Annotated in this window: 23 protein-coding genes; 11 read left to right on the top strand and 12 right to left on the bottom strand. The window is 66.9% G+C overall.

The window, feature by feature from the left end; translation table 11 throughout:
- Positions 1 to 183 precede the first annotated feature (183 nt).
- Positions 184 to 3,900 (top strand): serine/threonine-protein kinase, encoded by a 3,717-nt coding sequence (locus FEK34_RS10960; protein ID WP_138447747.1) that lies wholly within the window; start codon positions 184 to 186, stop codon positions 3,898 to 3,900.
- Positions 3,901 to 3,912: 12 nt separating this feature from the next.
- On the opposite strand, the gene FEK34_RS10955 is transcribed toward FEK34_RS10960, so the two are convergent.
- Both FEK34_RS10955 and FEK34_RS10950 read right to left on the bottom strand, forming a co-directional pair.
- Positions 3,913 to 5,229, bottom strand: coding sequence for a class I SAM-dependent methyltransferase (locus FEK34_RS10955; RefSeq protein ID WP_138447746.1), 1,317 nt, complete (start codon positions 5,227 to 5,229; stop codon positions 3,913 to 3,915).
- Positions 5,226 to 6,656 carry an FAD-binding oxidoreductase gene (locus tag FEK34_RS10950; protein WP_432760949.1) on the bottom strand — a complete coding sequence of 477 codons (1,431 nt, stop codon included), beginning with the start codon at positions 6,654 to 6,656 and terminating at the stop codon, positions 5,226 to 5,228. The genes FEK34_RS10955 and FEK34_RS10950 overlap by 4 nt, the downstream gene beginning before the upstream one ends.
- Before the next feature lie 212 nt (positions 6,657 to 6,868).
- Here FEK34_RS10950 and FEK34_RS10945 point away from each other — a divergent pair, with 212 nt between their 5' ends.
- A complete protein-coding gene (locus FEK34_RS10945) occupies positions 6,869 to 7,303 on the top strand; it encodes an SRPBCC family protein (protein WP_014348569.1) in 435 nt (144 codons plus the stop codon).
- A 43-nt stretch (positions 7,304 to 7,346) separates the two neighbouring features.
- Here FEK34_RS10945 and FEK34_RS10940 read toward each other — a convergent pair whose 3' ends face one another.
- The 3 genes from FEK34_RS10940 to FEK34_RS10930 form a co-directional block, all read right to left on the bottom strand.
- On the bottom strand, positions 7,347 to 7,700 hold the full coding sequence (locus FEK34_RS10940) for a VOC family protein (RefSeq protein ID WP_138447744.1): 354 nt from the start codon (positions 7,698 to 7,700) through the stop codon (positions 7,347 to 7,349).
- A 61-nt stretch (positions 7,701 to 7,761) separates the two neighbouring features.
- On the bottom strand, positions 7,762 to 8,574 hold the full coding sequence (locus FEK34_RS10935; protein ID WP_138447743.1) for a MerR family transcriptional regulator: 813 nt from the start codon (positions 8,572 to 8,574) through the stop codon (positions 7,762 to 7,764).
- 33 nt (positions 8,575 to 8,607) lie between these two features.
- A complete protein-coding gene (locus FEK34_RS10930) occupies positions 8,608 to 9,207 on the bottom strand; it encodes a hypothetical protein (protein WP_138447742.1) in 600 nt (199 codons plus the stop codon).
- Positions 9,208 to 9,542: 335 nt separating this feature from the next.
- Here FEK34_RS10930 and FEK34_RS10925 point away from each other — a divergent pair, with 335 nt between their 5' ends.
- Together FEK34_RS10925 and recR are read left to right on the top strand one after the other, a co-directional pair.
- A complete protein-coding gene (locus FEK34_RS10925; protein ID WP_138447741.1) occupies positions 9,543 to 9,878 on the top strand; it encodes a YbaB/EbfC family nucleoid-associated protein in 336 nt (111 codons plus the stop codon).
- A gap of 19 nt (positions 9,879 to 9,897) precedes the next feature.
- Positions 9,898 to 10,506, top strand: coding sequence for a recombination mediator RecR (gene recR / locus FEK34_RS10920; protein WP_138447740.1), 609 nt, complete (start codon positions 9,898 to 9,900; stop codon positions 10,504 to 10,506).
- 15 nt (positions 10,507 to 10,521) lie between these two features.
- Here the strand turns inward: recR and FEK34_RS10915 are convergent, their stop codons facing one another.
- The 5 genes from FEK34_RS10915 to FEK34_RS10895 form a co-directional block, all read right to left on the bottom strand.
- The gene (locus FEK34_RS10915; protein ID WP_138447739.1) at positions 10,522 to 11,163 is read right to left on the bottom strand and encodes a hypothetical protein; all 642 of its coding nucleotides are present in this window, start codon (positions 11,161 to 11,163) and stop codon (positions 10,522 to 10,524) included.
- 120 nt (positions 11,164 to 11,283) lie between these two features.
- Positions 11,284 to 11,496, bottom strand: coding sequence for a hypothetical protein (locus tag FEK34_RS10910; protein ID WP_138447738.1), 213 nt, complete (start codon positions 11,494 to 11,496; stop codon positions 11,284 to 11,286).
- A 190-nt stretch (positions 11,497 to 11,686) separates the two neighbouring features.
- A complete protein-coding gene (locus FEK34_RS10905; RefSeq protein WP_138447737.1) occupies positions 11,687 to 12,199 on the bottom strand; it encodes a hypothetical protein in 513 nt (170 codons plus the stop codon).
- Between the two features lie 35 nt (positions 12,200 to 12,234).
- The gene (locus FEK34_RS10900) at positions 12,235 to 13,416 is read right to left on the bottom strand and encodes a WXG100 family type VII secretion target (protein ID WP_138447736.1); all 1,182 of its coding nucleotides are present in this window, start codon (positions 13,414 to 13,416) and stop codon (positions 12,235 to 12,237) included.
- Positions 13,413 to 13,718, bottom strand: a complete 306-nt coding sequence (locus FEK34_RS10895) for a hypothetical protein (protein WP_138447735.1) — start codon at positions 13,716 to 13,718, stop codon at positions 13,413 to 13,415. The genes FEK34_RS10900 and FEK34_RS10895 overlap by 4 nt, the downstream gene beginning before the upstream one ends.
- A 67-nt stretch (positions 13,719 to 13,785) precedes the next feature.
- On the opposite strand from FEK34_RS10895, the gene FEK34_RS10890 reads away from it, so the two are divergent.
- Positions 13,786 to 14,220, top strand: a complete 435-nt coding sequence (locus FEK34_RS10890) for a YbaB/EbfC family nucleoid-associated protein (RefSeq protein ID WP_138447734.1) — start codon at positions 13,786 to 13,788, stop codon at positions 14,218 to 14,220.
- A 284-nt stretch (positions 14,221 to 14,504) separates the two neighbouring features.
- On the opposite strand, the gene FEK34_RS10885 is transcribed toward FEK34_RS10890, so the two are convergent.
- Together FEK34_RS10885 and FEK34_RS10880 are read right to left on the bottom strand one after the other, a co-directional pair.
- Entirely contained in the window at positions 14,505 to 15,035 is a 531-nt protein-coding gene (locus tag FEK34_RS10885) for an LppA family lipoprotein (protein ID WP_171048138.1), read from the bottom strand.
- Positions 15,036 to 15,081: 46 nt separating this feature from the next.
- A complete protein-coding gene (locus FEK34_RS10880) occupies positions 15,082 to 16,356 on the bottom strand; it encodes an alpha/beta hydrolase (protein WP_249358981.1) in 1,275 nt (424 codons plus the stop codon).
- Between FEK34_RS10880 and FEK34_RS30725 the strand changes: the two genes are divergently transcribed.
- From FEK34_RS30725 to FEK34_RS10855, 6 genes are all read left to right on the top strand, one after another.
- The gene (locus FEK34_RS30725) at positions 16,348 to 16,710 is read left to right on the top strand and encodes a hypothetical protein (protein WP_249358979.1); all 363 of its coding nucleotides are present in this window, start codon (positions 16,348 to 16,350) and stop codon (positions 16,708 to 16,710) included. The genes FEK34_RS10880 and FEK34_RS30725 overlap by 9 nt on opposite strands.
- 152 nt (positions 16,711 to 16,862) lie before the next feature.
- Positions 16,863 to 17,201 (top strand): WXG100 family type VII secretion target, encoded by a 339-nt coding sequence (locus FEK34_RS10875; protein ID WP_138447731.1) that lies wholly within the window; start codon positions 16,863 to 16,865, stop codon positions 17,199 to 17,201.
- Positions 17,202 to 17,430: 229 nt separating this feature from the next.
- Complete coding sequence (locus FEK34_RS10870; RefSeq protein ID WP_249358977.1) at positions 17,431 to 19,194, top strand: hydroxysqualene dehydroxylase; 1,764 nt, start codon at positions 17,431 to 17,433, stop codon at positions 19,192 to 19,194.
- 61 nt (positions 19,195 to 19,255) lie between these two features.
- On the top strand, positions 19,256 to 19,900 hold the full coding sequence (locus tag FEK34_RS10865; protein ID WP_138447730.1) for a pyridoxamine 5'-phosphate oxidase family protein: 645 nt from the start codon (positions 19,256 to 19,258) through the stop codon (positions 19,898 to 19,900).
- Between the two features lie 37 nt (positions 19,901 to 19,937).
- On the top strand, positions 19,938 to 21,170 hold the full coding sequence (locus FEK34_RS10860) for a MurT ligase domain-containing protein (RefSeq protein WP_138447729.1): 1,233 nt from the start codon (positions 19,938 to 19,940) through the stop codon (positions 21,168 to 21,170).
- A gap of 11 nt (positions 21,171 to 21,181) precedes the next feature.
- A complete protein-coding gene (locus tag FEK34_RS10855) occupies positions 21,182 to 21,892 on the top strand; it encodes a type 1 glutamine amidotransferase (protein WP_138447728.1) in 711 nt (236 codons plus the stop codon).
- Positions 21,893 to 21,966 lie beyond the last annotated feature (74 nt).

The raw sequence follows: 21,966 nt of genomic DNA, 5'->3' as shown, positions 1-21,966 counted from the left end.
ACGGGAAACTCACCCACGCGGTCGCGCACCGAGCTACGTTGGAGGTGCGCAGAGGATTCGGATACCGGAGCCACTCCGGGTCCGGAGGCCGAGCGCACGACGGCCGTCGAGCGATCCGCTCGACCGCCCGAGAACAGGATGTGCTCGTCGGCCGCCGATTCGTCGGGAGTGCGAGGTGGTGAGATGGATCCACGGGCGCGTTCGGACCGCGCGAGCGAGTCGGGCAGCGTCGTCTCCGATACGGCGCGCTGGCAGCCCGATCTCGACACGCGATCATCCGGCCCCGAGGCCGAGGCGGAACCGGCCGAATCCGGTACCGCGTCCGGCGCGGACTCGGTAGCCGACGCTGCCGACGGCCCCGGCGCCGCTGCCCGTCCCGCCGTCTCCGGCAACGGCGACACCGGCACCCGGCCCGAAGACCGCGACACCCAGGAGAACAACCCCATCGCCATCGAGGACGAACTCGAGGCCATGGGGCTGTCCGGCGCGCGCGAGATCGGGCACGGCGGCTTCGGCGTCGTCTACCGGTGTGTACAGCGCGCGCTCGACCGGGTCGTCGCGGTGAAGGTGCTCTCCTCCGATATCGACGACGAAAGCCGCGAACGCTTCCTGCGCGAGGAACACGCGATGGGCCGGCTGTCAGGGCATCCGAACATCGTCGACATCCTCCAGGTCGACGTCACCCCCACCGGCAGGCCGTTCATCGTCATGCCGTACGCCACCCGGGGCTCGCTCGAGGTCGTCGTCCGCGACAACGGCCCGCTCACCTGGTCGGACACGCTGCGCGCCGGGGTGAAACTGGCCGGTGCGATCGAGAGCGCGCACCGCGCGGGCATCCTGCACCGCGACGTCAAACCGGCCAATGTGCTGCTCAGCTCGTACGGCGAACCGCAGCTCACCGATTTCGGCATCGCCAGGGTGCCGGGCGGGTTCCGCACCTCGAGCAGCATGATCACCGGTTCACCGGCGTTCACCGCGCCTGAGGTGCTCAAGGGTGACGAGCCGACGGTCCGCTCCGACGTCTATGGGCTCGGCGCGACGCTGTTCGCGCTGCTCACCGGCCATGCCGCCTTCGAGCGTCAGGCGGGGGAGAAGGTGGTGGCGCAGTTCCTGCGGATCACCACCCAGCCCGTCCCCGACCTGCGCGAGCAGGACATCCCCGCCGACGTGGCCGCGGCCATCGAGCACGCGATGGCGCAGAACCCGGACGATCGCCCCGCCTCGGCCTACGAGTTCGGCGAGACCCTGCGCGCGATCCAGCGCGCACACGGGCAGATGGCCGACGAGATGGCCCTGCTGGACACCTCCGACGAATCCGATGCCGCGCCCGCGCAGGGCGGCCGGACCGCGGTCACCGCGCGGCGCAGCTGGCCGCTGAACCTGAGCCCACCCACTCCGCGCCCCGGCTACGACCCGTCACCGACCGCCACCCTGCCGCCGACCGCGGCCACCAAATTCCGGCCGCCGACCCCGGCTCGGGAACCGATTCCGCGCACCCGGCTGCTCGACATCCTGCGCACGGGCGGGCGCCGCAGGCTCGCGGTGATCCACGCGCCCGCGGGCTTCGGTAAGAGCACCCTGGCCGCGCAGTGGCGTGGCGAACTCACCGCCGACGGCGTCGCGGTCGCCTGGATCGGCATCGACAGCGACGACGACAACGAGATCTGGTTCCTGGCCCATCTGATCGAAGCGATCCGGCGGGTGCGCCCCGATATCGGCACCGGTCTGGACCAGGTACTCGAGGAACAGCCCGCCGACGCCGTCGCCTACGCCATCACCACCCTCATCGACGACGTGCACGCCGGCGGCGCCACCGTCGTGGTGGTGATCGACGACTGGCACCGCATCACCGACGCCGGAACGCGCCGGGTGATGGATTCGCTGCTCAACAACGGCTGCCATCATCTGCGGTTCGTGGTGACCAGTCGCGACCAGTCCGGGCTGCCGATCAGCCGGCTGCGGGTGCGCGACGAACTGGTCGAGATCGGCTCGGCGCAGCTGCGGCTGACCCGCGAGGAAACCAGGCAGATCCTGGTGGAGCGCAACCGCTTCAACCTCGACGACGCCCAGATCGACGAACTGCATCGCGCCACCGACGGCTGGCCCGCCGCCGTGCAGCTGATCAGCCTGGCGCTGCGCGGCAACCCGGATCCGGCGCCGCTGATCGCGCATCTGGCCGAGGGCGGGCACGGCATCCGCGAATATCTGGCCGAGAACGTCATCGACGGGCTCGAACCGCGCATGGCCGACTTCCTCACCGCCATCTCCATCGCGGAGAAGGTGTCCGGTTCGCTGGCTGCGGCGCTGTCGGACGATCCGGAGGCCGAGCACCTGCTCGAACAGGCCGAACAGCGTGAATTGTTCGTGCGGCGAGTCGAATACGATCCGGAGTGGTTCCGGGTGCAGCCGCTGTTCGCCGAACACCTGCGCGCCAGGCTCGAACGCAGCGATCCGGCGCAGGTCAAGGCGCTGCATCGCAAGGCGGCCCGCTGGTATGCCGAACATCAGTTGCTGCGCAAGTCCGTCGACCACGCGGTGGCGGCCACCGATCTGAAGATGGCGCTGGATCTGCTGGAGAGCGGCGGCATGGATCTGATCGACGGATCGCGGCTGGCCACGCTGCTCGGCACGGTATCGAAACTGCCGGTGCAGCAGGTGGCTTCGCGATCGAAGCTGCTGATGGCGGTGGCGCGGGCCAATGTGAATCTGCAGCAGTCCGGTGCGGCGCGCAGTGCGCTGGGCCGGCTGTCGAATGTGTTGTCGCGCGGTCCGTCCGGTGACGTCGACGTCATCCGGCAGCGCTGTCAGGCCGCGGTGCTCGCCGCCGCCGATCAGGTCGCCCGCGATCACACCGAGGGCGTGCTCGACCAGATCGCCGACTGCCTGGAACATCCCGACGAGCTTCCGGCCTGGACGGTGTCGACCGCGGCGAACCTGACCTCGTTCGTGCGGCTGTGCGAGTTCGATTTCGACGGTGCCCGCGCGATCCAGGATTGGGCCGCCGAGTACCACGAACGGTCCAAGGACCCGCTCGGCAGCGTCTTCGGGTTGTGCAGCCGCGGCGCGGTCGCCTACGAACAGCTCGATATCGCGACCGCGGCCCGCTGTTTCCAGCAGGCCTGGGATGTCGCGCGGGCACGCTCGGGTCCGCGGTCGCATGCGGTGCGGGTGGCGGCGGCCCTGCTCGGCGAGCTGCACTACCGGCGCGGTGAGCTCGACGCCGCCGACCGGCTGCTCGACGAAAGCCATCAGCTGGTGGCGCGGGTCGGCCCGATCGACTTCCTGATCTCCACCTTCGTCATCGGGGCACGGGTGAAGGCGGTGCGCGGCGATATGAGCACCGCCGCCAACCGGCTCGCCGAAGGTGAACGCATCGCCGTCGACCAGAATCTGCCGCGGCTGGCCGCGCAGATCCGCGCCGAACGGGTGCGGCTCGGTCCGGCAGCGGAGCCCTCGGGACCGCAGCCGGCGACCGCGCGCTGGAACGGCGACGTCATCGACGACGCCGCCCGCGCCGGGCACCGATTCACCGGCACCGCGGGGCTGACGCTCGAGGCGCAGGAAATCGCCGCCATCCGGGAACTGCTGGCCGGCGGCGGTATCGAAGATCAGGACCGTGCGGTGCGCCGGGCCAGGGCGCTGTACGGCCGCACCCATGAGCAGCACCGCCCGCGCGCCCAGCTCGACACCTCGCTGCTGCTGGCCGAATGCCTGGCCGCGGCCGGCTGGGTCGGTGAGGCCGCGGCGCAGCTGGTGCCCGCGGTGAGCACCTGCGCCGAACTCGACTGGACCCGGCCCCTGCTGGACGCGGGGCCGGGTGTGGTCGCGATTCTGCGGGTGCTGCGCAACGACCTGCCCGCGGAGCTGCCCGACCGGTTCGTGGACGAGCTGCTCGCCTGATCGGTCAGCGCTTTACGGCTGCCACCACGGCCGCAGCGGCAGGTTGTTGCGACCGTCCGGGCCGAGTTTCACCCCGAGGACCTGATGCAGCTGAACCACATTGCGCTGGAAGCCCAACCGGCTGCCCGCCATGTACAGGCCCCACACCTTGGCGGTGCCCTCACCGGCCTCGGCGACGCAGGCATCCCAGTTCTCCACCAGGTTCTTGCACCATTCGGCCAGCGTCAGCGCGTAATGCTCACGCAGGTTCTCCTCGTGCATCACTTCCAGGCCGATGTTCTGGATCTCGGAGATGATCCGGCCCGAACCGATCAGCTCACCGTCGGGGAAGACGTAGCGGTCGATGAAATCGCCGGCCTTGGTGGTGCGGGTGTTGTCGGGGCGGGTGATGCAGTGGTTGAGGAACAGGCCGCCGTCGCGCAGCTTGCTCTTGATGAAGCCGAAGTAGTACGGGTAGTTGTGCACGCCGATGTGTTCGGTGAGCCCGATCGAGGACAGCGCGTCGAATCCCGTTTCCGCGATGTCGCGGTAATCGGAATGGCGCACCTCGGCCAATTCGGACAGGCCCTCTTCGGCGATCTTCTTCTGCGCCCATTCGGCCTGCTCCGCCGACAGCGTCGCGCCGATCACCTTGACGCCGCGCTTGGCGGCATACCGCACCATTCCGCCCCAGCCGCAGCCGATGTCGAGCAGCCGGTCGCCTTCCTTCAGCCGCAGCTTGTCGAAGACCAGCCGGTACTTGTTCTCCTGCGCCTGCTCCAGCGTCCAGTTCTCGTCGCCGTAACAGGCGCAGGTGTAGGTCATGGACGGGCCGAGCACATGCTCGTAGAAGGCATTGGAGACGTCGTAGTGGTGGTGGATGGCCTCGGCGTCGCGGGTCTTGGAGTGGCGCAGGCCCTCCATGGCGATGCGCCGCCAGCGCGGCACCGTCTCCTGCGGCGGTGGCGGCACCGGGCGCAGGCGCTCCCAGCCCAGCGAACGGGCGATGGTCAGCAGCGCCAGCGCCGACGGGCGGCGGAACTTCAGGCTGTCCATCGCCCGCAGGATCTCGTACGGGTCGCCGGGATGGACGCCGGTGACGGTCATATCACCGGAGATGTAGGCGCGCGCCATGCCGAGATCGCCGGGCGCGGTGGCCAGATAGTTGATGCCGCGCGGGGTCTCGATATTGAGCGCGTACGGCGAATCCTCCGGTCCGGTGGCGCTGCCGTCGTAGGCGGTGAACCGGATGGGGACCTCGCCCTCGACCAGGGTTTCGAAGATCTCGGCGATCGTGAGCTTGGTGCCCAGATCCGCGAAAACATCGGATCGATCCTTGAACGTCGTCATTTGCGTTGCACCGCCTTCGAATACAAATCCAGCAGGCGCTGGTCCGGGTCGTAGCGTTTCTTCAGTTCGGTGTAGCCGTCGCCGCCGTAGAGTGCCGCGAACTCATCCTTGTCGTAGTACGAATCCGAGTACAGCGATTTGTGCCCGTCGAACTCGGTGACGGTCTGCTCGATCGCGCGGTTGGCCGCACCCTCGATCTGCCCCGGCACCGTCGGGACCGCCGACCAGAACCCGACATTGACGTAGGTGCGGTCCGGCTCCAGCGGGTACAGCGGCCACGGGCGCGCGGTTGTTCCCGGCACCCTCGGTTCGCGCAATCGCAGCGGGCACAGCCAGATCGGCTCGATCGGGATCTCGCGCAGGAACCATTCGACGAAATCGGCGGTGCGTTCCACCGGCACCTCGATGTCCTGCACGACCCGCTCCTGCGGCGGGTTGCCCTTGCGCGCCTCGAGTTTGTCGCCGATGTGGTAGCGGCGGTCGAGGGCGACCAGCTTCCAGTAGAAGCTGCTGCGCCGGTACTTCTTCGGCCAGAACCGGCGGATCTTCGGGTTCTGCGTGCCGAAGGCGCGCGAGCACCAGAACCAGTCGGTGTCCCAGCGCCACAGATAGTCGTGGATGGTGAGCCGGTCGCGTTTCGGTGCGCCGGAATCGTGCTGGATGGACCGGTAGTAGATGTCCATGCCGGTGTAATCGCTGACCGGGCCGGGTTCGTCGGTCTGCCTGCCGAGGGTCAGGTAGCTCTCCTCGGCGGTGAACACCACGCCGTCGAGGTAGTCGACCCGTTCGCCGTCGTAGCTGCGTTCGTCGACGATCCTGGCCAGCGTCGCCTCGAGTTCGCGCACATCGTGGAAGCGCAGATGGCGCAGCGCCACATACGGCTGCACGGTTTCCAGTTCGATCTTCAGCCGGGTGGAGTAGCCGAGGGTGCCGTAGGAGTTGGGGAAACCGCGGAACAGGTCGGCGTCCGGGCCGTCGGGGGTGGCGGTGATGATCTCGCCCGCTCCGGTCAGCACGTCCATTTCCAGCACCGATTCGTGCGGAAGGCCGTTGCGGAACGAGGTCGACTCGATACCGAGCCCGGTGACGGCGCCGCCGAGGGTGATGGTCTTCAGCTGCGGCACCACCAGCGGTGCCAGCCCGTACGGCAGCGTCGCCGCGACCAGGTCCTCATAGGTGGTCATGCCCGCGACGTCGGCGGTCTTGGCGACCGGATCGACCGCGATGACCTTGGTCAACCCGGAGACGTCCAGGCCGGGAGCGGTGTTCTTCGCTCTGGCCCGGAACAGGTTGGAGGTCTTCTTGGCCAGGCGCACGTCGGCATCGCGTGGGATGGCGCGATAGCTCGCGAGGAGGCGTTGCACGCCTTCTCGGTGCGCTGCGAACCCGGATTCATATGCGGCCGGAGCGTGGCCGGCCTTCCCCAACAGACTCACTGCCACTCCTCGACGCTAATACTCGCGATCATGGTCGGCCACTGTGAGGTCCCCGACTCGGATGAAATGTCACGCATATGTTGCACCGTGTTCGAACCGGCGGCGAGCGGAATTCGGTAAAGCGGTCGCCGACCGGGCGCCGGGCCGCGAAGCCGGCAGGGCAGGATGGGGTCGAGATACCGCATCCGGACAAGGAGTTCATCGTGGGACAGGTCAGTGCCAGCAGTTCGATCGTGGTGGGAGCGGATCCGCAGCGCACTCTGACGGCGATCGCGGACTACGCCGAGGTGCGCCCGCGCATCCTCACCTCGCACTACCGCGATTACCAGGTGATCGAGGGCGGTCAGGGCGCCGGAACGGTGGCGCAGTGGACCTTGCAGGCGACCGAGAGCCGGCAGCGCAATGTGCGTGCCACCGTGTCGGTCTCGGAGTCCGAGGTCGTCGAGCGCGACGCCAACTCGTCGATGGTCAACACCTGGACGGTGACCCCCGACGCCGCCGGTTCGCAGGTCACCCTGTCCACCACCTGGCAGGGCGCGGGCGGCATCAAGGGCATCTTCGAGGGCATCTTCGCGCCGTTGGGGCTGAAGAAGATCCAGGCCGAGGTGCTGGCCAACCTGAAGAACGAACTGGGCTGAGCCGGATACCGGCCGGGTCGCCACCCGGCCGGTACCTTTCCGGTCAGTCGTGGTCGCCGATATCGAACAGATTGCCCTCCGGGTCGGCGAGGGTGGCCCACTTGATCCCGTACTCGTCGTAATCGGCGATATGCCGGGCGCCGAGGGAGACCGCGCGTTCGATTTCCTCACGCCACTGCCTGGTCGCCAGATCCAGGTGCACGACATTCTTTCCGGGCGTTTTGTCCGGAACCTTCAGAAACATCAGCGGGGTCGTCATCCCGGAGCTGCGACCGACCGTCGAGTAGTAATCGGTGGCGTCCGGATCCACGGGATGGCCGAGCAGCCGCGAATAGAAATCGGCCAGCTTGCCGGGATCGTGGCAGTCGATGGTGACGTTGGCGATGGACAGGGTCATCGGTGATCTCCTTCTGGCGTGCGGGGGTCTGTTGAATGCCGGATAACCGGCGCGGTGCGGCTCACGCGGCGATCGGCCAGCACAATTCGGTGCGGTAACCGGCCGGGTCGGGGGAGCGGTCCGGCCCGATCAGGTAGAGCTCGCGGATCGGTTCGGGCAGTGCGATGTCGTGTTCGGCGACGTGCGTGCCCAGCGCGCCGTAGACGCGGTCGATCTCGCTGTAGGGGCCGTCGTGGGTGGCGACGGCGAAATCGCGGGCGGGCAGCGTCGTCAGGGTGAGCCCGTCGGGGAATTCGGCGGTCACATCCGCGGCGACGGGAACGAAACCGACCACCTCGCCGGCCTCGGCGGTGAAGAACTCCGGCGCGTAGCCTGCCCCTGCCGCACCGGCGGGCAGGAGCCCGGCCGCCGCCAGCGCCTCGTCCAGCATCGGGAACGTCTCGGCGCACCACCGGTCGATCTGCTCACGCGCCACGACCGCGGTGCGGGTGAGCGCGGTGAACGCCGGAATCCGCCGATAAGTCACCGTCAGCGGCGGCGCGGCGGTCAGCAGCCCGCGCAGCGAAGCGACCACCTCCTGGGTGCGCTGCAACTGTTTCTCCATGCGCAGCAGATGCGCGCGCAGTGCCGCGTCACGGTCGGCCACATCGCAGGCCGCGAGCACCGCGCGGATCTCCGGCAGCGGCATATCCAGCTCGCGCAGCCGCCGGATGAGCTGCGCGTCGGCGACCTGCTCGGTCGAATACCGCCGATAGCCGGTGCCCGCGTCGACCTGGGCGGGCACCAGCAGTTCGATGTCGTGGTAGTGGTGCAGGGCTTTCACGCTCAGGTGGGTCAGCCTGGCGAACTCGCCGATCGGGACGATCGCTGTCATGACCCGAGCAAATACCCTCCGGCTACCGGAGGGTCAAGCCAGTACGAACGTGAGCATCAGGGTCGTCTGGAAGGCGCCACGCCACCAGGAGTAGCCGAACCAGACGCCGGGGCTGACCTCGCGGATCTCGTCGTAGACCTGCGGTGTGGGCGAGGGCGCGTAGTTCAGCGCCCAGGTGGGCGCGCCGTCGACTAGAGCGGGTGCGGTGTAGATGTCGGCGCGCCAGGCCTCGATGCCGGCCGGGGTGACCCGGTTCATCAGCCAGCCGCCGTCCGGGCCGGTGTAGAAGGTCTTGCCGATCCACAGGGCGGGTGCGAGCGCCTGCATCACCGGCGGTCGGGTCACCCAGCCGTTCTTCACGCCACTGGGTACCGCGCCGCGCGGTGAAGCCTTGAAGATGGCGTCCTGCTGTTCGGGACTGCACCGGAAGCGCAGGGCGTCGACGGTGGCCGCACCGTTGGCGGGGTCGATGACGCAGCCGCCGCCGTAATCGGTGGCCACCGGCGCCGGATCGGCACTCGCGGGAGCGGTGACCATCAACAAGGCTGCCGCTGCCGCGGACAGCGCGGTTGCGAGCCTGCGGGTGCGCATCCGACCGCGTCGAATCGGGTTCATCGGGGTCTTGCGAGCCATCCGAGCCTCCTCGGTGTGGGTTGTCCCCCCGGGTTCGGCGTCGATGATCGCTGCGTGGTTGCGATACCACACGGTGTCTCGGCGGGTCCGCTGGGCGGAAGCGGACCTGTCGCGATCCTAAGCCCGCTTACGCGTGTCTCGTCGGGGAATCGATAGAGGTCAGCATGCTGATTCCCGATGCCGCGAATCGTGCCGCGGTTCCGGCTCACCGGCTGCCGTTCGGCCGGGGGTGAGTTCGCTGCCGCGATGCCGGGCGTGCGGCCGCCGCGCCGCGCCGAGTCCACTAGGCTGGCGATGACACATTCCGCGGATCGGCTGGAGAAGAGGTAACAGGCGTGCAGCCCGGTGGTCAGTTCGATATGCAGCAGATACTCGCCCAAGCCCAGCAGATGCAGGAGATGATGGTCGCGGCGCAGGCCGAGATCGCCGCCGCCGAAGTCGAGGGCCAAGCAGGCAACGGCCTGGTCAAGGTCACCATCAAGGCCACCGGTGAGGTGCAGTCGCTGACCATCGATCCCAAGGCCGTCGACCCCGACGACGTCGAAACCCTGCAAGATCTGGTCATCGGCGCGGTCAACGACGCCATGGCCAACGCCCAGCAGCTGGCCTCGGAGAAGCTCGGCCCGCTGGCCGGCGGCGCGGGCGGGTTGCCCGGCCTGCCCGGCATGTGACCGACCGGAGTCAGCGCAGGTGTACGAGGGCCCGGTCCAGGATCTGATCGACGAGCTGGGCAAACTGCCAGGCGTCGGTCCCAAGAGCGCGCAACGCATCGCCTTCCATCTGTTGCAGGTGGAGCCGCCGGAAATCGACCGGCTGCAAGCCGTGCTGCAAAAGGTGCGTGACGGCGTGCGTTTCTGCGCCATGTGCGGCACCGTCGCCGACGGCGAACTGTGCCGCATCTGCGCCGACCCGCGCCGCGACTGCACCATGATCTGCGTCGTCGAAGAACCCAAAGACGTCCAGGCCATCGAACGCACCCGCGAGTTCCGCGGCCGCTATCACGTGCTCGGCGGTGCGCTCGACCCGCTCAGCGGCGTCGGCCCGGACCAGCTGCGGATCCGGGAACTGCTGGCCCGCATCGGCAATCAGGAGGACGGCGTCGACGTCACCGAGGTGATCATCGCGACCGACCCCAACACCGAGGGCGAAGCCACCGCCACCTACCTGGTGCGGATGCTGCGCGATTTCCCAGGCCTCAGCGTCACCCGGCTGGCCTCCGGGCTGCCGATGGGCGGCGATCTGGAATTCGCCGATGAGCTAACGCTGGGCCGGGCGCTGTCGGGACGGCGCGCGCTGTAAGCCGGTAGGTAGGCCTCAGAGCTTCAGCTTGGTCCAGGCGACGTCATCGAGCGCGGCGCGATCGCCGGTGGTCCAGGCCCAGATCAGTTCCGATACCCGCGACGCGTCGTCCAGCGTGGCCGTGAAGTGCTTCTTCGGCGACCCGTCGCGGTACTCCAGGATGTATTCCGGTTCCTGGTGATAGGTCTGGATGTAGTCCTGCTCGCCCCGCGACACCACCAGGTACGGGTTCGGCGCGGCCAGCTCGGCCACCCAGCGCTGCGCCAGCGTCTTCGTCAGATACGGGAACTCGCCGGCCCCGCCGTGCGACACCTGCACCGGCACATGTCCCGCCGGATCGATCAGCCAGGTGAGCTGCGGATCGTAGACGGCGTAGTTCTGCGGGGTCGCGAGCTGGAACAGCAGCTCACGCACGAACCCGATCGCGTCGTACGGACTGGAGATTTGCAGCACCGTCCCGGTGTCGGAACCACCGATCGGCCCCGAACTGAGAAAAGTGTCCTCTTCGGGCAGCTCGTCATTGCGCCGATTCACCTCGGCCGCGATGGCCGCGACGATCGCACTTTCCGGTTGCCCCTGCTGGGCGGTCAGATACGCGTCGACCTCGGCCGGAGTCGCGGCCGCGCCGGAGGGCAACAGAATGTGGTCGTAGCTCACCCGGCCAGCGTACGGGTGCCGGTCCGCCTCCCGGAATTTCCTGGCCGGATTCGGGTGCTACCTCGGTAGCGTCGGCGGCCGGCGGTGAAGTGGTGGGAGCGTCGGCCCGTGCCCGGTGAGTTACCCGGCCCGCACGACATCAGCCAGTGCGGGCGCATCACAGCGGCACCCGCCCGCGAGATCCGTACATTCGACGACAAACGTGTGCCTGGCGTGGTCGAAATCGAAGCAGTCGGCGTCGGTGCATTCCGCGATACGTCCGGCATGCACGATGAGCGTGCCATGGCAGTGATCGAGCGCCGCCACACAGGACGGACAGTTCGTCGCGCGCATATCGCCTCCAACCGTCTGGGTCCGTATCTCGTGCATAGCACCGGGGTGTGCCGGGCAGTGGGACGTTACCGGGAGGCGTGTCGTGGTCTGCCCCACGCCCCGACGGCTTGGCCGGTCACCACAACGCATGAGGTCATGCCGCCCGGTCTGCCATACCGCGATGCCACTTGCCCCAGCACGCGTGGTGCCTTCATCCGAACTCTTCGATGTCGATAACCCAGGCGGTCGTTTTTCCGAGCGGTGTCTGCTGCTCGTCCAGAACAGCGCGTACCAGAGATTCCGGAGTAGCGTACCGATTGCGCCCGACGCCGTACCGCGGATGGTTGTCGATGAATGCATATCGCACGTCCCCGCCCCCGACGAATACCTGCACTGCCGAGTCCGAATCACCAGGAAGCCCTGACCAATTGGTGTCGGTACCGAGCGCAGAATCGATATCATCGCCGTCGACGGGCGAATAGAACGTGTACATGCGTTCCCAATCTCCCACTGGGATCCCGGATTCAGAAATGACGGATCCGAGCGTCGATGACCCGTGGGAATCTTTGAGTCGTTGAAATGAGCCCTCGAGCGATGTGCTGTCTTCGGAAACATTGACCTCGTCCCCGGAAATCGAAGGAAGACAACCACTGGTTGGTGCTACGAGCAGGCCGCACACCAAGGACGCCAGGGCTGCTTTATTGATCAGGTACGGTGACCACACGATTTCTGCTTCCTTTGAATGAATCGGTATCGGGTCTACTTGGGTGACGGCTTGTCATCTGGTACCGGGGAGCCTGGCAAGAAGAACGGGTTCTGATCGAACTCTGCTGAATTCACCGTATGCCCATTTTGGACTTGATTTGTCCAGTTCAGATTCTTGTTTTGGTCGATTATGACGGTGTTGCCACTGTCTACCGCTTGCCTCACCTTTTCCCGCAATTCATCGGAATCGGCATCAGGATTCTGCAATGCAATCGTTCGGCCAACTTCGTTGTTGTACAGATCCATTGCCTCGCGGACAGCCGCGTTGTCACCTCTCGCCTCGTGTTTCGACGTGTACTCCTTCGTCCAGTCCTCGCCGAACTCCTGCGTCATCAAGGCGTTCCAGTAGGCGTGACGAAATGCGTCCGTGTGATCGTCTTGCTCGCCGCCGAATATTTCTTTCGCGGTGTCTTCCGCTTCGGATTTTATGCGATAGAAGCGAATCTTGTCGCCAAGGCTGAGTCGATCCAGCATTTCAGCTTCACTTGCTGTCACCTTCTGTGGTTCGACAATCCCGAGGGTTGCTGCCATCCCGGTAAGATCGCTACCGCTCGGCCACTCGACCAGGCCCTCCGGATCCGCTTCCACCTGATAGGTGTTGAGGATCCCTTCCAGCTTCAAATTGTCCGGGATCGGGATCTCGTCAAATGCATTTTCGAGCGCCTTCCTGGCGGACTCCGCGGCGTCTCCCGCTGAGCGTAGCGCTGCCTTGATTGTGTCGGAATGTTGCCTGGCCATACTGCCGAGAACTAGTCGAGCTATAGCGGGAGGCTTGAATCCGTCCTGGGTGTACAACCATGCGATCGTGTCATCGGAGTAGCTGACGCTGCCGTCCTCGGCCACGATGAACTTTTCTTTTTCTGCCGCTGAGATGGCATCGACAGCAGCTATTTTCGCGAAATCGAGGACCTGGGCCATCTGGTTGCTCGCAATTGCGCCGCTTTCGAGAGCATCGGCGACTTCCGTCAACACACCTCGTACCTGGTCACCCTTGCCGCGCATGGCGTCGGCGGCATCGCCTCGCCAAAATCCAGGTGAGTCCGCCAACTGATGGGTGACTGCGCCATGCTCAGTATTGACCGCCTGTGCCGCCCGCGCCCATTCCATGCCCTGATCCGACAGGGGTGCAGTGTTCCAGGCGCGTATCTGTGTCTTGGTCGGCGGTAGTGAACTCATCGGGGCTGATCACCGGCACCAGTAATGCCCAACGCATTCTGCGAATCGCCTGCCTGGAACGCCGCGATATCCGCTTTGGCTTTGTCGGCGATCTCCTGAAGTTGTCCTCCGACGCCCCGCACGCCCGCGTTGGCCCGCCAACCGGCTTGCATATACGCGTGACCGAGCCCGCTCCCGGGCAGGGCTTCCTCGATCTGCGCAATGAAGCTTTTCGTCGGTACCGCCTCCAGCGCGGTGCGCGACGTGCCCAGTGCTGCGATCATCGCTTCCACGGCCGGCGGATCAACATACAATTCGGACACAGCTACCTCCCCAAATCGGTTGCTACGCTAGCACGGCCGGATTTCATTAGCGTGGGAGCAGACAGGGATGCACTCGGATTCGATCGACCCGATCACCGGTCACATGGACAAGGTTCGACGGGCATTGACAACCGACACGTCCACTGTCGGCCGATACGGCGTCTCGGTTGAGGTCCGAGCCGATGGGTCTCTCGAGTCCGTACGGATCGACGAGAGCATCACTCCATACGGGACAGAGCTCGGCGCACTGATCACGACCCTTGCCGGCGAGGCACTAGCGCAGGCGCGCGAGAACGCCCATGAGGCAATCGACGAGCTGAGTGCCGATCCGCGTATCGCCGCAGTTGTGGATTCGCTCGAGACTGCCTCCCAGCAACCCCCTCCGCGCGAACCCGTCCGTTCGGCGAACACCGAGCCTGCCGATCCGGATGACGAACTTACCGAGGAAGAGCTGATAGAGCTCAACGAGCGGCGTAATCGAAGCTTCTTTCAGTCCTGGTAGACGGCTGCGAACCATGACGTCGTGCGATCCTCCAGACGTGGTGCGATCCACGTCGTCGCCGAGCGAGGCGTAGATGGTCGAGGCCGAGGCTCTCTACGCGGAAGACTTCCACTCATGTCGGACTGGGACTCCGATGAAACGAAACGTCGAGATCGTCTGCGACTTCGGCATGACGACATAGGTCCTACCCGAGACGGGTCATGGCGTTGCTTGACCCGTCTCGGCGCGGTACACCATCGCCGTCTTGCCGACCGTCGTCAGGTGCGCAGGTGTTCGCGGGAAATCTACTTCGACGCCGGGTTCTGGAGGTCTTCGGCGCGGAAGCGGCAACCGGTCAAGCCGGTGATCAGGGCGGCGTTGCGCGAGCCGATGCTGATCTCGTTGCCGTGGTCAGGGGAGTGCAGCGTGACGTCGTGGTGTCCGGGTTCGTCAACGCGCACGGTGAGTGCGGTGATGCCGTGTGGTGCAGCGAGGTCACGGGTGATTCGGAGGACCTCGGGCCATTCGGCATCGGTGATCGGGATCGGCGAATAGATACTGTCCGTCGTCATCGATACCCCGGCGGTCTCACGGTACGGCGAGGGACATCCGAGAGTTCCCTGAGCCCGGTCGGTTTTCGGCTGCCAGTCGAGTCCTGGTGCAACGGATCTGGTGGAATCGGCAATCTGCCACATGAGTGCGGAAAGCTGTTGTTCTGTGTCCTGCACAGACGGCAACTTCCGCATTGCATCCTCGGCATGCGCGATTTCGTCGGGTGTGGGTGGTTGGTCGGGATCGTCCAGGCGACTCCCGCAGCCGCTGAGGGCGCCGATCAACACGACGACCGAAACCAGAGTCCGTACGTAGCTCGGAGTCACCATCTCAGCGCACCACCAGATGCGGCAGTCCGGCGACGATTACGGCCATGTTGTAGCCCGCGGTCCGAAGTTCGCCATTTCCGCTCGGCCGTGGATATTCGCTGTGACCGTTCGAGTCCTCCCGGTGGACGCCGTCGCTCGTGGTGGTTTCGCGGACCGAAATCTGTTCGAGGCGTGTAGTCACCGGGTCTGGGCCGAAGACGCCGATTCCGTCCGCCCAGGTGATCGGGTCGTCGGGCGCACGCATGACGAATCCATGACCCTGACCAAGGTTGAGGTCGGATTCGTCGTCGGCATTGATCCCCGGCGAACCGTAAAAGACGGCATCGTCGACAGGGTTCTCGGGTCCGAGTTCCTGAAGCGCGAGTGCTGTCGTGTAACTGCCATATGAGTGGCCCAACGCGGTGATATGGGGATCGGTCTTGTTCGAGGCTGCATCCAAGCCTTTGAAGAATTCGGCCAGCTTGGGCGCCCCATCCTCGGCGCGGCCGGTGCTCGCCGCGGCGGGGCCGATATCGGGCGGCGGCTCATATCCGAGCCACGCGATCGTCGCTACTCGCTCCCCGGACCGCCCCTGTAGGGCCAACTGCTTGTCGGCTTCTCGCTGCACGGCCTCTGCTTCAGTCGCCATTCCGCTCAACGACGGCACAGTCGTCGAAACTCCCGGGACCGTCACTGAGACATGGTCAGCATTGTCGGGATCCCCGATCGCGATCGCAGCCATCCCCTTGTCCCCGGACTGCATATCCAGCAAAAGCAGTCGTGCGCCCGCGTCCGGGTTGTTCGGATCGAGCGGGTGATCCGAAAGAGTCTGCTCGAGCGAATCGAGATCACTCAACTTCGCCTCCACCCGCGCCAATTCGGCCTTCTTGTCCGCATTCGGTATCGGCGCGTTCGGGTTCTTCGGCGGTCCTGGATCATCCTTCAACTCCTCCTTCAACCGGTCCCGTTCCGCGATCAACCGCGCTCGCTCGTCGTCGATGCGGTTGACGTTGGCCTCGTGGCGCGCCATGGAGGGGATGCCATCGCGGTTGCCGATCCATTCGGGGTGCTGGTCGATGATTTCGCGGCGTTGGCGGTCGTCGAGTGCGTCCCAGTAGGCGTTGTTCTCGCGGGGTGACGCGTTGTCGGGTGGTGCGGGGGCGGTGAGGCCGCCTTGGGTGGCGCCGGTGGTGGACGCCGCGACGACATCGGTGGCCCCGTTGTCGGTGATCTCGCCGTTGGCGGCTTTGTTCAGGACGGCGGCGGCGTCGGCGACGATGTCGTCGGCTTGGCGCATGACGGCGCGGGCGGCGTCGATCAGCTCGAGGCGCAGGGCTTCTACCGAGGCCGGGTCTGGGGCGTCGGGTTTGTCAGCGATGGTGACGTGGCCGTGGTCCCAGACCTCGAGGCCGGCCTCGGTGGCGCGGCGGTCGATATCAGCGAGGGTCTGCTTCAGGTGTTTGACGGCCTCACGGGTCTGCGTGGTCAACGCACGAACGGCGCCGAGGGCAGATGCCTCATCGGTGAGTTGATCGGACGTGTCGGCGAAGCGGCGGCGGGCGGCTTCGGCGGCGTCGCCTTCCCAGCCGGGGAGTTTCGCGATGTCGGCGAGCTGCTTGTTGACGTCTTCGATTGTGCTGATCCGCCGTGACAGCGACGTTTCGAGCATTTCGAGTGCGAGTTCGTTCCACCACCGGATATCGGGCAGCATCATGATCGGGCGTCCCCCCAGACTGTGTGTGCCGTCTGCGTCCGTGGGTATCGTATCGGGGACAGGCGATTTCGGTAGGCCGAGGGGGAAATATGGCTGATCAGGTTTCTGTCGATCCCGAAGTGTTGCGTGCCGCTGCCGGTCGGCTCGACGTGTTGTTCACCGACTCCGGTACGGCACTGCGGGAGACCGACCAGGCCATCGCGGACAGTCACGAGGCGTGGAAAGGGGAGGCCGTGCCGGCGTTCGCCCGGTTCACCACCTACCTCGACGACCGGCGCACCCTGCTGGAGCGCAACCTCGGCGAGATGGCGGAGTCGCTGAAGACATCGGCGGACAGCCTCGCCGCACAAGACCAGGCAACGGCGAGCACGCTGACCGGGCAGTCACCCCACCACCCGACCAGCCTGAACCTGCCGCCCGGCTCCTAGCGGAGGCCGTTCCTCGCACAAGTTCTGAGCACTTCGCACAGGCTGCAAGCCCCCAACGTCGCCACAACATATGCGGGGTCGCACGTAGGAGTGTGCAGCGTTGGCCGGCGGCAGGGCTCGGTCACCTAAGGCACGGCCGCTTTCACCGACCCGGCCAGCCGTTCAACCGGCGTGCGCTTAGAGTGGTCGGCAATCAGTGAGGTCCCGAGGCTAGGCAGCAGAGCGGCGCATGGCGAAACAACAGTGGACCGTATCGCGGAGGGCGGTTCTTCGCGGCGCGGTCGCGGCGGGGGTCGGTGTGGCGTCGGCGGGGGCGCTCGGGACGAGATCCGCGGCGGCCCGCCCGGGGACGCGGGTCGCGGTCTTCGGCGGCGGGGTCGCGGGCCTGACGGCGGCGCACGAGCTGGCCGAACGCGGCTTCGAGGTCACCGTCTACGAGCGCAGGGCGCTGGGCGGAAAGGCACGCAGCATCGGGGTGCCCGGGACGGGGACCGATGGCCGCCCGGACCTGCCCGGCGAGCACGGCTTCCGGTTCTTCCCCGGCTTCTACCACCACGTCCCCGATACGATGCGGCGAATTCCCTTCGGCGACAACCCGGATGGCGTGTGGAACAACCTGGTCGCCGCATCGGAGGCACGATTCGCCCGGCGCGACGGCGACGATTTCCGGCTCCCGCTCGGCGCCGCGCATCTGGCCACCGCGACCCCGCAGGCCTTCCGGGAGACGATGGGCGCGACTATCGCGACGGCCTTGAAGATGCCACCGGGTGAGGCCGCGTTCTTCGCGAATCGGCTGCTGGTGTTCTTCAGCAGCTGCGACGCCCGCCGCTTCGGTCAATGGGAGTACATGTCGTGGCGCGATTTCGTGCACGGGCACAAGCGATCCCACGAATTCCGCGCCCTGCTCTCGCGCACCCTCACCAGCCTGCTGGTAGCGGCCAAGGAGGACATGGCCAGCGCGCGCACCATCGGCAATATGGGCGAACAGTTCCTCGGCAATCCGCTCGAGATCGGCAATGACGGCGACCTGGATCGGGTGCTGAACGGGCCGACCAACGACGCGTGGATCGATCCGTGGGTGGCGTTGCTGCGCCGGCTCGGTGTCCGCTTCGAGCTCGGCGCCGAGGTGCGCGGGCTCGATGTGCGGGACCGGCGGATCAGCGGCGCACGCATCGTCGACGGCACCGGGGCGGCGCGCACCGTGGAGGCCGATCACTATGTGGTCGCGCTGCCCGCCGAACGCGCGCGCACACTCTGGTCGCCCGATATCCGGGCCATTCGCCCCGAACTGGCCGCGATGGACAACCTCTACACCGACTGGATGAACGGCATCCAGTTCTATCTGCGCACCTCACCCGATATCGTCTCCGGGCACGCGGCCTTCATCGATTCACCATGGGCGATCACCTCGATCAGCCAGAACCAGCTCTGGACCCGCAAACTCCCCGAATTCGGTGACGGCACCGTGGCTGATTGCCTGTCGGTGGACATCTCCAACTGGAACACCCCCGGCATCCTGTACGGCAAACCGGCCAAGGAATGCACCCCTGACGAGATCGCCCGCGAAACCTGGGCGCAGATCACCACCCACCTCAACGACCGCGGCGAGGTCCTGCGCGAGGCCGACCTGCACTCCTGGTTCCTCGATCCCGGCATCACCTGGCAGGCCGAGCAGCGCCGCAACGCCAACGCCGACCCGCTGCTCATCAATACCGCCGGGTCCTGGAATTCGCGCCCGCAGTCACACGGCGCGCTGGAGAATCTCTTCCTCGCCGGCGACTACGTGCGCACCAATATCGACCTCGCCACGATGGAAGGCGCCAGCGAATCGGCTCGCGGCGCCGTCAACGCGCTGCTCGACGTCACCGGTTCCGACGCACCACGCTGCCGCACCTTCACCCTGTACCGCTCACCTGAACTGGAGCCGTTGCGGCAGCTGGACGCCGACCGCTACGCCCGCGGCGAGCCGAACATATTCGATATCGACATCTGAGACGCCCGGCCCGGCGAAAACAGGTTCGCCGCGACCACCGCCGGATGTTTCAATCGTGGCTATGAGCGACAACGCCCCGGAGATCACCGATCCCGCCGAACTCAGGGAGCTGCTCGGCGCAGTCATGCCGCGCGCGGTGAGCAAGGAGCGTGTCGCCCTGCATCCGCGCGACCGGGAGTGGATCGCGCTCACCCCGTTCCTGGTGATGTGCACCAGCGACGCCGACGGCAACTGCGACGCCTCACCGAAGGGCGATCCGGCCGGGTTCGTCAAGGTGCTCGACGACACCACCCTCGCCATCCCGGAACGGCCGGGCAACCGGCGCGCCGACGGGTACCTCAACATCCTGTCCAATCCGCACGTCGGGCTGATCTTCCTGATCCCGGGCCGGCGCGAGACGCTGCGCATCAACGGCCGCGCCCGGCTCGTCCGCGACGCGCCGTACTTCGAGGACATGGTGGTGCGCGGGCACCGGCCGATCCTGGCGGTCGAGGTCGACATCGAGCAGATCTTCTTCCACTGCGCGAAGGCGTTCATGCGCAGCCACCTCTGGGAGCCGCGGCACTGGCCGGTCGACACCCTGCCCAGCCCGGCGCGGCTGATCAAAGAGGTGCAGACCAACGTCAGCGAAAGCGTCGAAGACCTGGAGGCCTACTACTCGGCGGCCAACTACGAGCGCAAGCTCTACAACGACTCCCCGACCTGACCCGGCCCGCCGCACGCGGCGAACATAGACTCGCGGCGTGGCAGACATATCGGTGCGCGGGCGGATCGCGCTGCGGGCGGCGGCTGCGGCGTCGTGGGCCTCGCAGAAGGCCGGTCGCGGCAAGGGGTCGATGATCGGCGGGCTGATCGCCCTGAAAATCGATCCGACGATCATGGATCAACTGGGTCGTGGACGGCGAACGGTGCTGGTCACCGGCACCAACGGCAAGTCGACCACCACCAGGATGACGACGGCGGCGCTGAGCACCCTCGGCGACGTCGCCACCCAGGCCGACGGCGCCAATATGGACGCCGGCATCGTCGCGGCGCTCAGCGTCAACCGGACCGCCGGGCTGGCCGCCATCGAGGTCGACGAGCTGCACCTGCCACACGTCACCGATTCGCTGAATCCGGCCGCGGTGGTGCTGCTGAACCTCAGCCGCGACCAGCTCGACCGGGTCGGCGAGATCAATATGATCGAGCGCAAGCTGCGCGCCGGCCTGGCCCGCCACCCCGACACGGTCGTGATCGCCAACTGCGACGACGTGCTCATCACCTCCATCGCCTACGACCACCCGAACGTGGTGTGGGTGGCCGCGGGCAGCGGCTGGGCGATGGACGCCACCAGCTGCCCACGCAGCGGCGAACCGATCGTCTGGGAGGGCGAGCACTGGCGCAGCACCGGCGCCGATTTCCAGCGCCCGCAACCGGATTGGTGGCTGGACGGCGAAAAGCTGCGCGGGCCTGACGAATTCACCGCCGAGCTGCGGCTCGCGCTGCCGGGCCGCGCCAATCGCGGTAATGCCGCGCAGGCCGTGGCCGTGGCGGTCGCGCTCGGTGCGGATCCGGCGCAGGCGACCGCGGCGGCGGGCACGGTGCGCGAGATCGCGGGCCGGTACCGGACCGTGCAGGTCGGGGAGCATTCGGCGCGGCTGCTGCTGGCGAAGAATCCGGCCGGCTGGCAGGAAGCGCTGTCGATGATCGATCACGACGCCGCCGGGCTGGTGATCGCGGTCAACGGTCAGGTACCCGACGGCGAGGATCTGTCCTGGCTGTGGGATGTGCGATTCGAGCATTTCGAGGGCGTGCAGGTGGTGGCGGCCGGTGAACGCGCCACCGATCTCGCGGTCCGGCTCACCTATGCCGGTGTCGAGCACACCACCGTCGCGGATCCGTTGCGCGCCATCGCCTCCTGTCCCGCGGGCCGGGTCGAGGTGCTGGCCAACTACACCGCGTTCCGCGATCTGAACCGCGATCTCGATGCTCGCTGAAAGGCAACCCGATGAGTGAATCGACCGTGCGGATCGGGCTGGTCCTGCCCGATGTGATGGGCACCTACGGTGACGGCGGCAACGCGCTGGTGCTGCGCCAGCGGCTGCGGATGCGCGGCTACGACGCCGAGATCGTGGAGATCACCCTGTCCGATCCGGTGCCGGACTCCCTGGACGTCTACACCCTCGGCGGTGCCGAGGATTCGGCGCAGCGGCTGGCGACCCGCCACCTCCAGCGCTACCCCGGTTTGCAGCAGGCGGCCGCGAAAGGCGCACCGGTGCTGGCGATCTGCGCGGCCATCCAGGTGCTCGGCCAGTGGTACGAGACGTCATCGGGGGAACGGGTCGAGGGCGTCGCCCTGCTCGACGCCACCACCTCACCCCAGGACACCCGCGCCATCGGCGAAGTGACGACCACCCCGCTCATCCCGGGCCTGACCGCCCCGCTCACCGGCTTCGAAAACCACCGCGGCGGAACGTCGCTCGGTCCCGACGCGACCGGCCTGGCCCGGGTGACCCGCGGTGTGGGCAACGGCGTCGGCGACGGCCTCGAGGGCGTCGTCCAGGGCTCGGTCATCGGCACCTACATGCATGGTCCCGCCCTGGCCCGCAACCCGGAACTCGCCGACCTCATCCTCACCCGGGCACTCGGCGTCGATGCGCTCGAACCGCTGGATCTCCCGGAAGTAGAGCAGCTTCGTCGCGAACGGCTCCGCGCCTGAGCGCTGCTCGGCGCGCGCCGTCGCCACGTGCAAGTGGGCTCGGCCGCCGCTGACAGGAGTCACCGTTGAATGTT

Source organism: Nocardia cyriacigeorgica, from assembly GCF_005863245.1.
GTDB lineage: Bacteria > Actinomycetota > Actinomycetes > Mycobacteriales > Mycobacteriaceae > Nocardia > Nocardia cyriacigeorgica_C.
Note: the sequence above shows the minus strand (reverse complement) of the source record. Positions and strands in the feature narration are given on the sequence as shown.

Coding starts and splice junctions, on each gene's coding strand:
- FEK34_RS10955 (WP_138447746.1), bottom strand. CDS start 5,229: ATGACGACGTTCAAGGATCGATCCGATGTTTTCGCGGATCTGGGCACC.
- FEK34_RS10960 (WP_138447747.1), top strand. CDS start 184: ATGGATCCACGGGCGCGTTCGGACCGCGCGAGCGAGTCGGGCAGCGTC.
- FEK34_RS10855 (WP_138447728.1), top strand. CDS start 21,182: ATGAGTGAATCGACCGTGCGGATCGGGCTGGTCCTGCCCGATGTGATG.
- FEK34_RS10935 (WP_138447743.1), bottom strand. CDS start 8,574: ATGACAGCGATCGTCCCGATCGGCGAGTTCGCCAGGCTGACCCACCTG.
- FEK34_RS10890 (WP_138447734.1), top strand. CDS start 13,786: ATGCACTCGGATTCGATCGACCCGATCACCGGTCACATGGACAAGGTT.
- FEK34_RS10865 (WP_138447730.1), top strand. CDS start 19,256: ATGAGCGACAACGCCCCGGAGATCACCGATCCCGCCGAACTCAGGGAG.
- FEK34_RS10900 (WP_138447736.1), bottom strand. CDS start 13,416: ATGAGTTCACTACCGCCGACCAAGACACAGATACGCGCCTGGAACACT.
- FEK34_RS10875 (WP_138447731.1), top strand. CDS start 16,863: ATGGCTGATCAGGTTTCTGTCGATCCCGAAGTGTTGCGTGCCGCTGCC.
- FEK34_RS10910 (WP_138447738.1), bottom strand. CDS start 11,496: ATGCGCGCGACGAACTGTCCGTCCTGTGTGGCGGCGCTCGATCACTGC.
- FEK34_RS10880 (WP_249358981.1), bottom strand. CDS start 16,356: ATGCGCCAAGCCGACGACATCGTCGCCGACGCCGCCGCCGTCCTGAAC.
- FEK34_RS10870 (WP_249358977.1), top strand. CDS start 17,431: ATGGCGAAACAACAGTGGACCGTATCGCGGAGGGCGGTTCTTCGCGGC.
- FEK34_RS10930 (WP_138447742.1), bottom strand. CDS start 9,207: ATGGCTCGCAAGACCCCGATGAACCCGATTCGACGCGGTCGGATGCGC.
- FEK34_RS10940 (WP_138447744.1), bottom strand. CDS start 7,700: ATGACCCTGTCCATCGCCAACGTCACCATCGACTGCCACGATCCCGGC.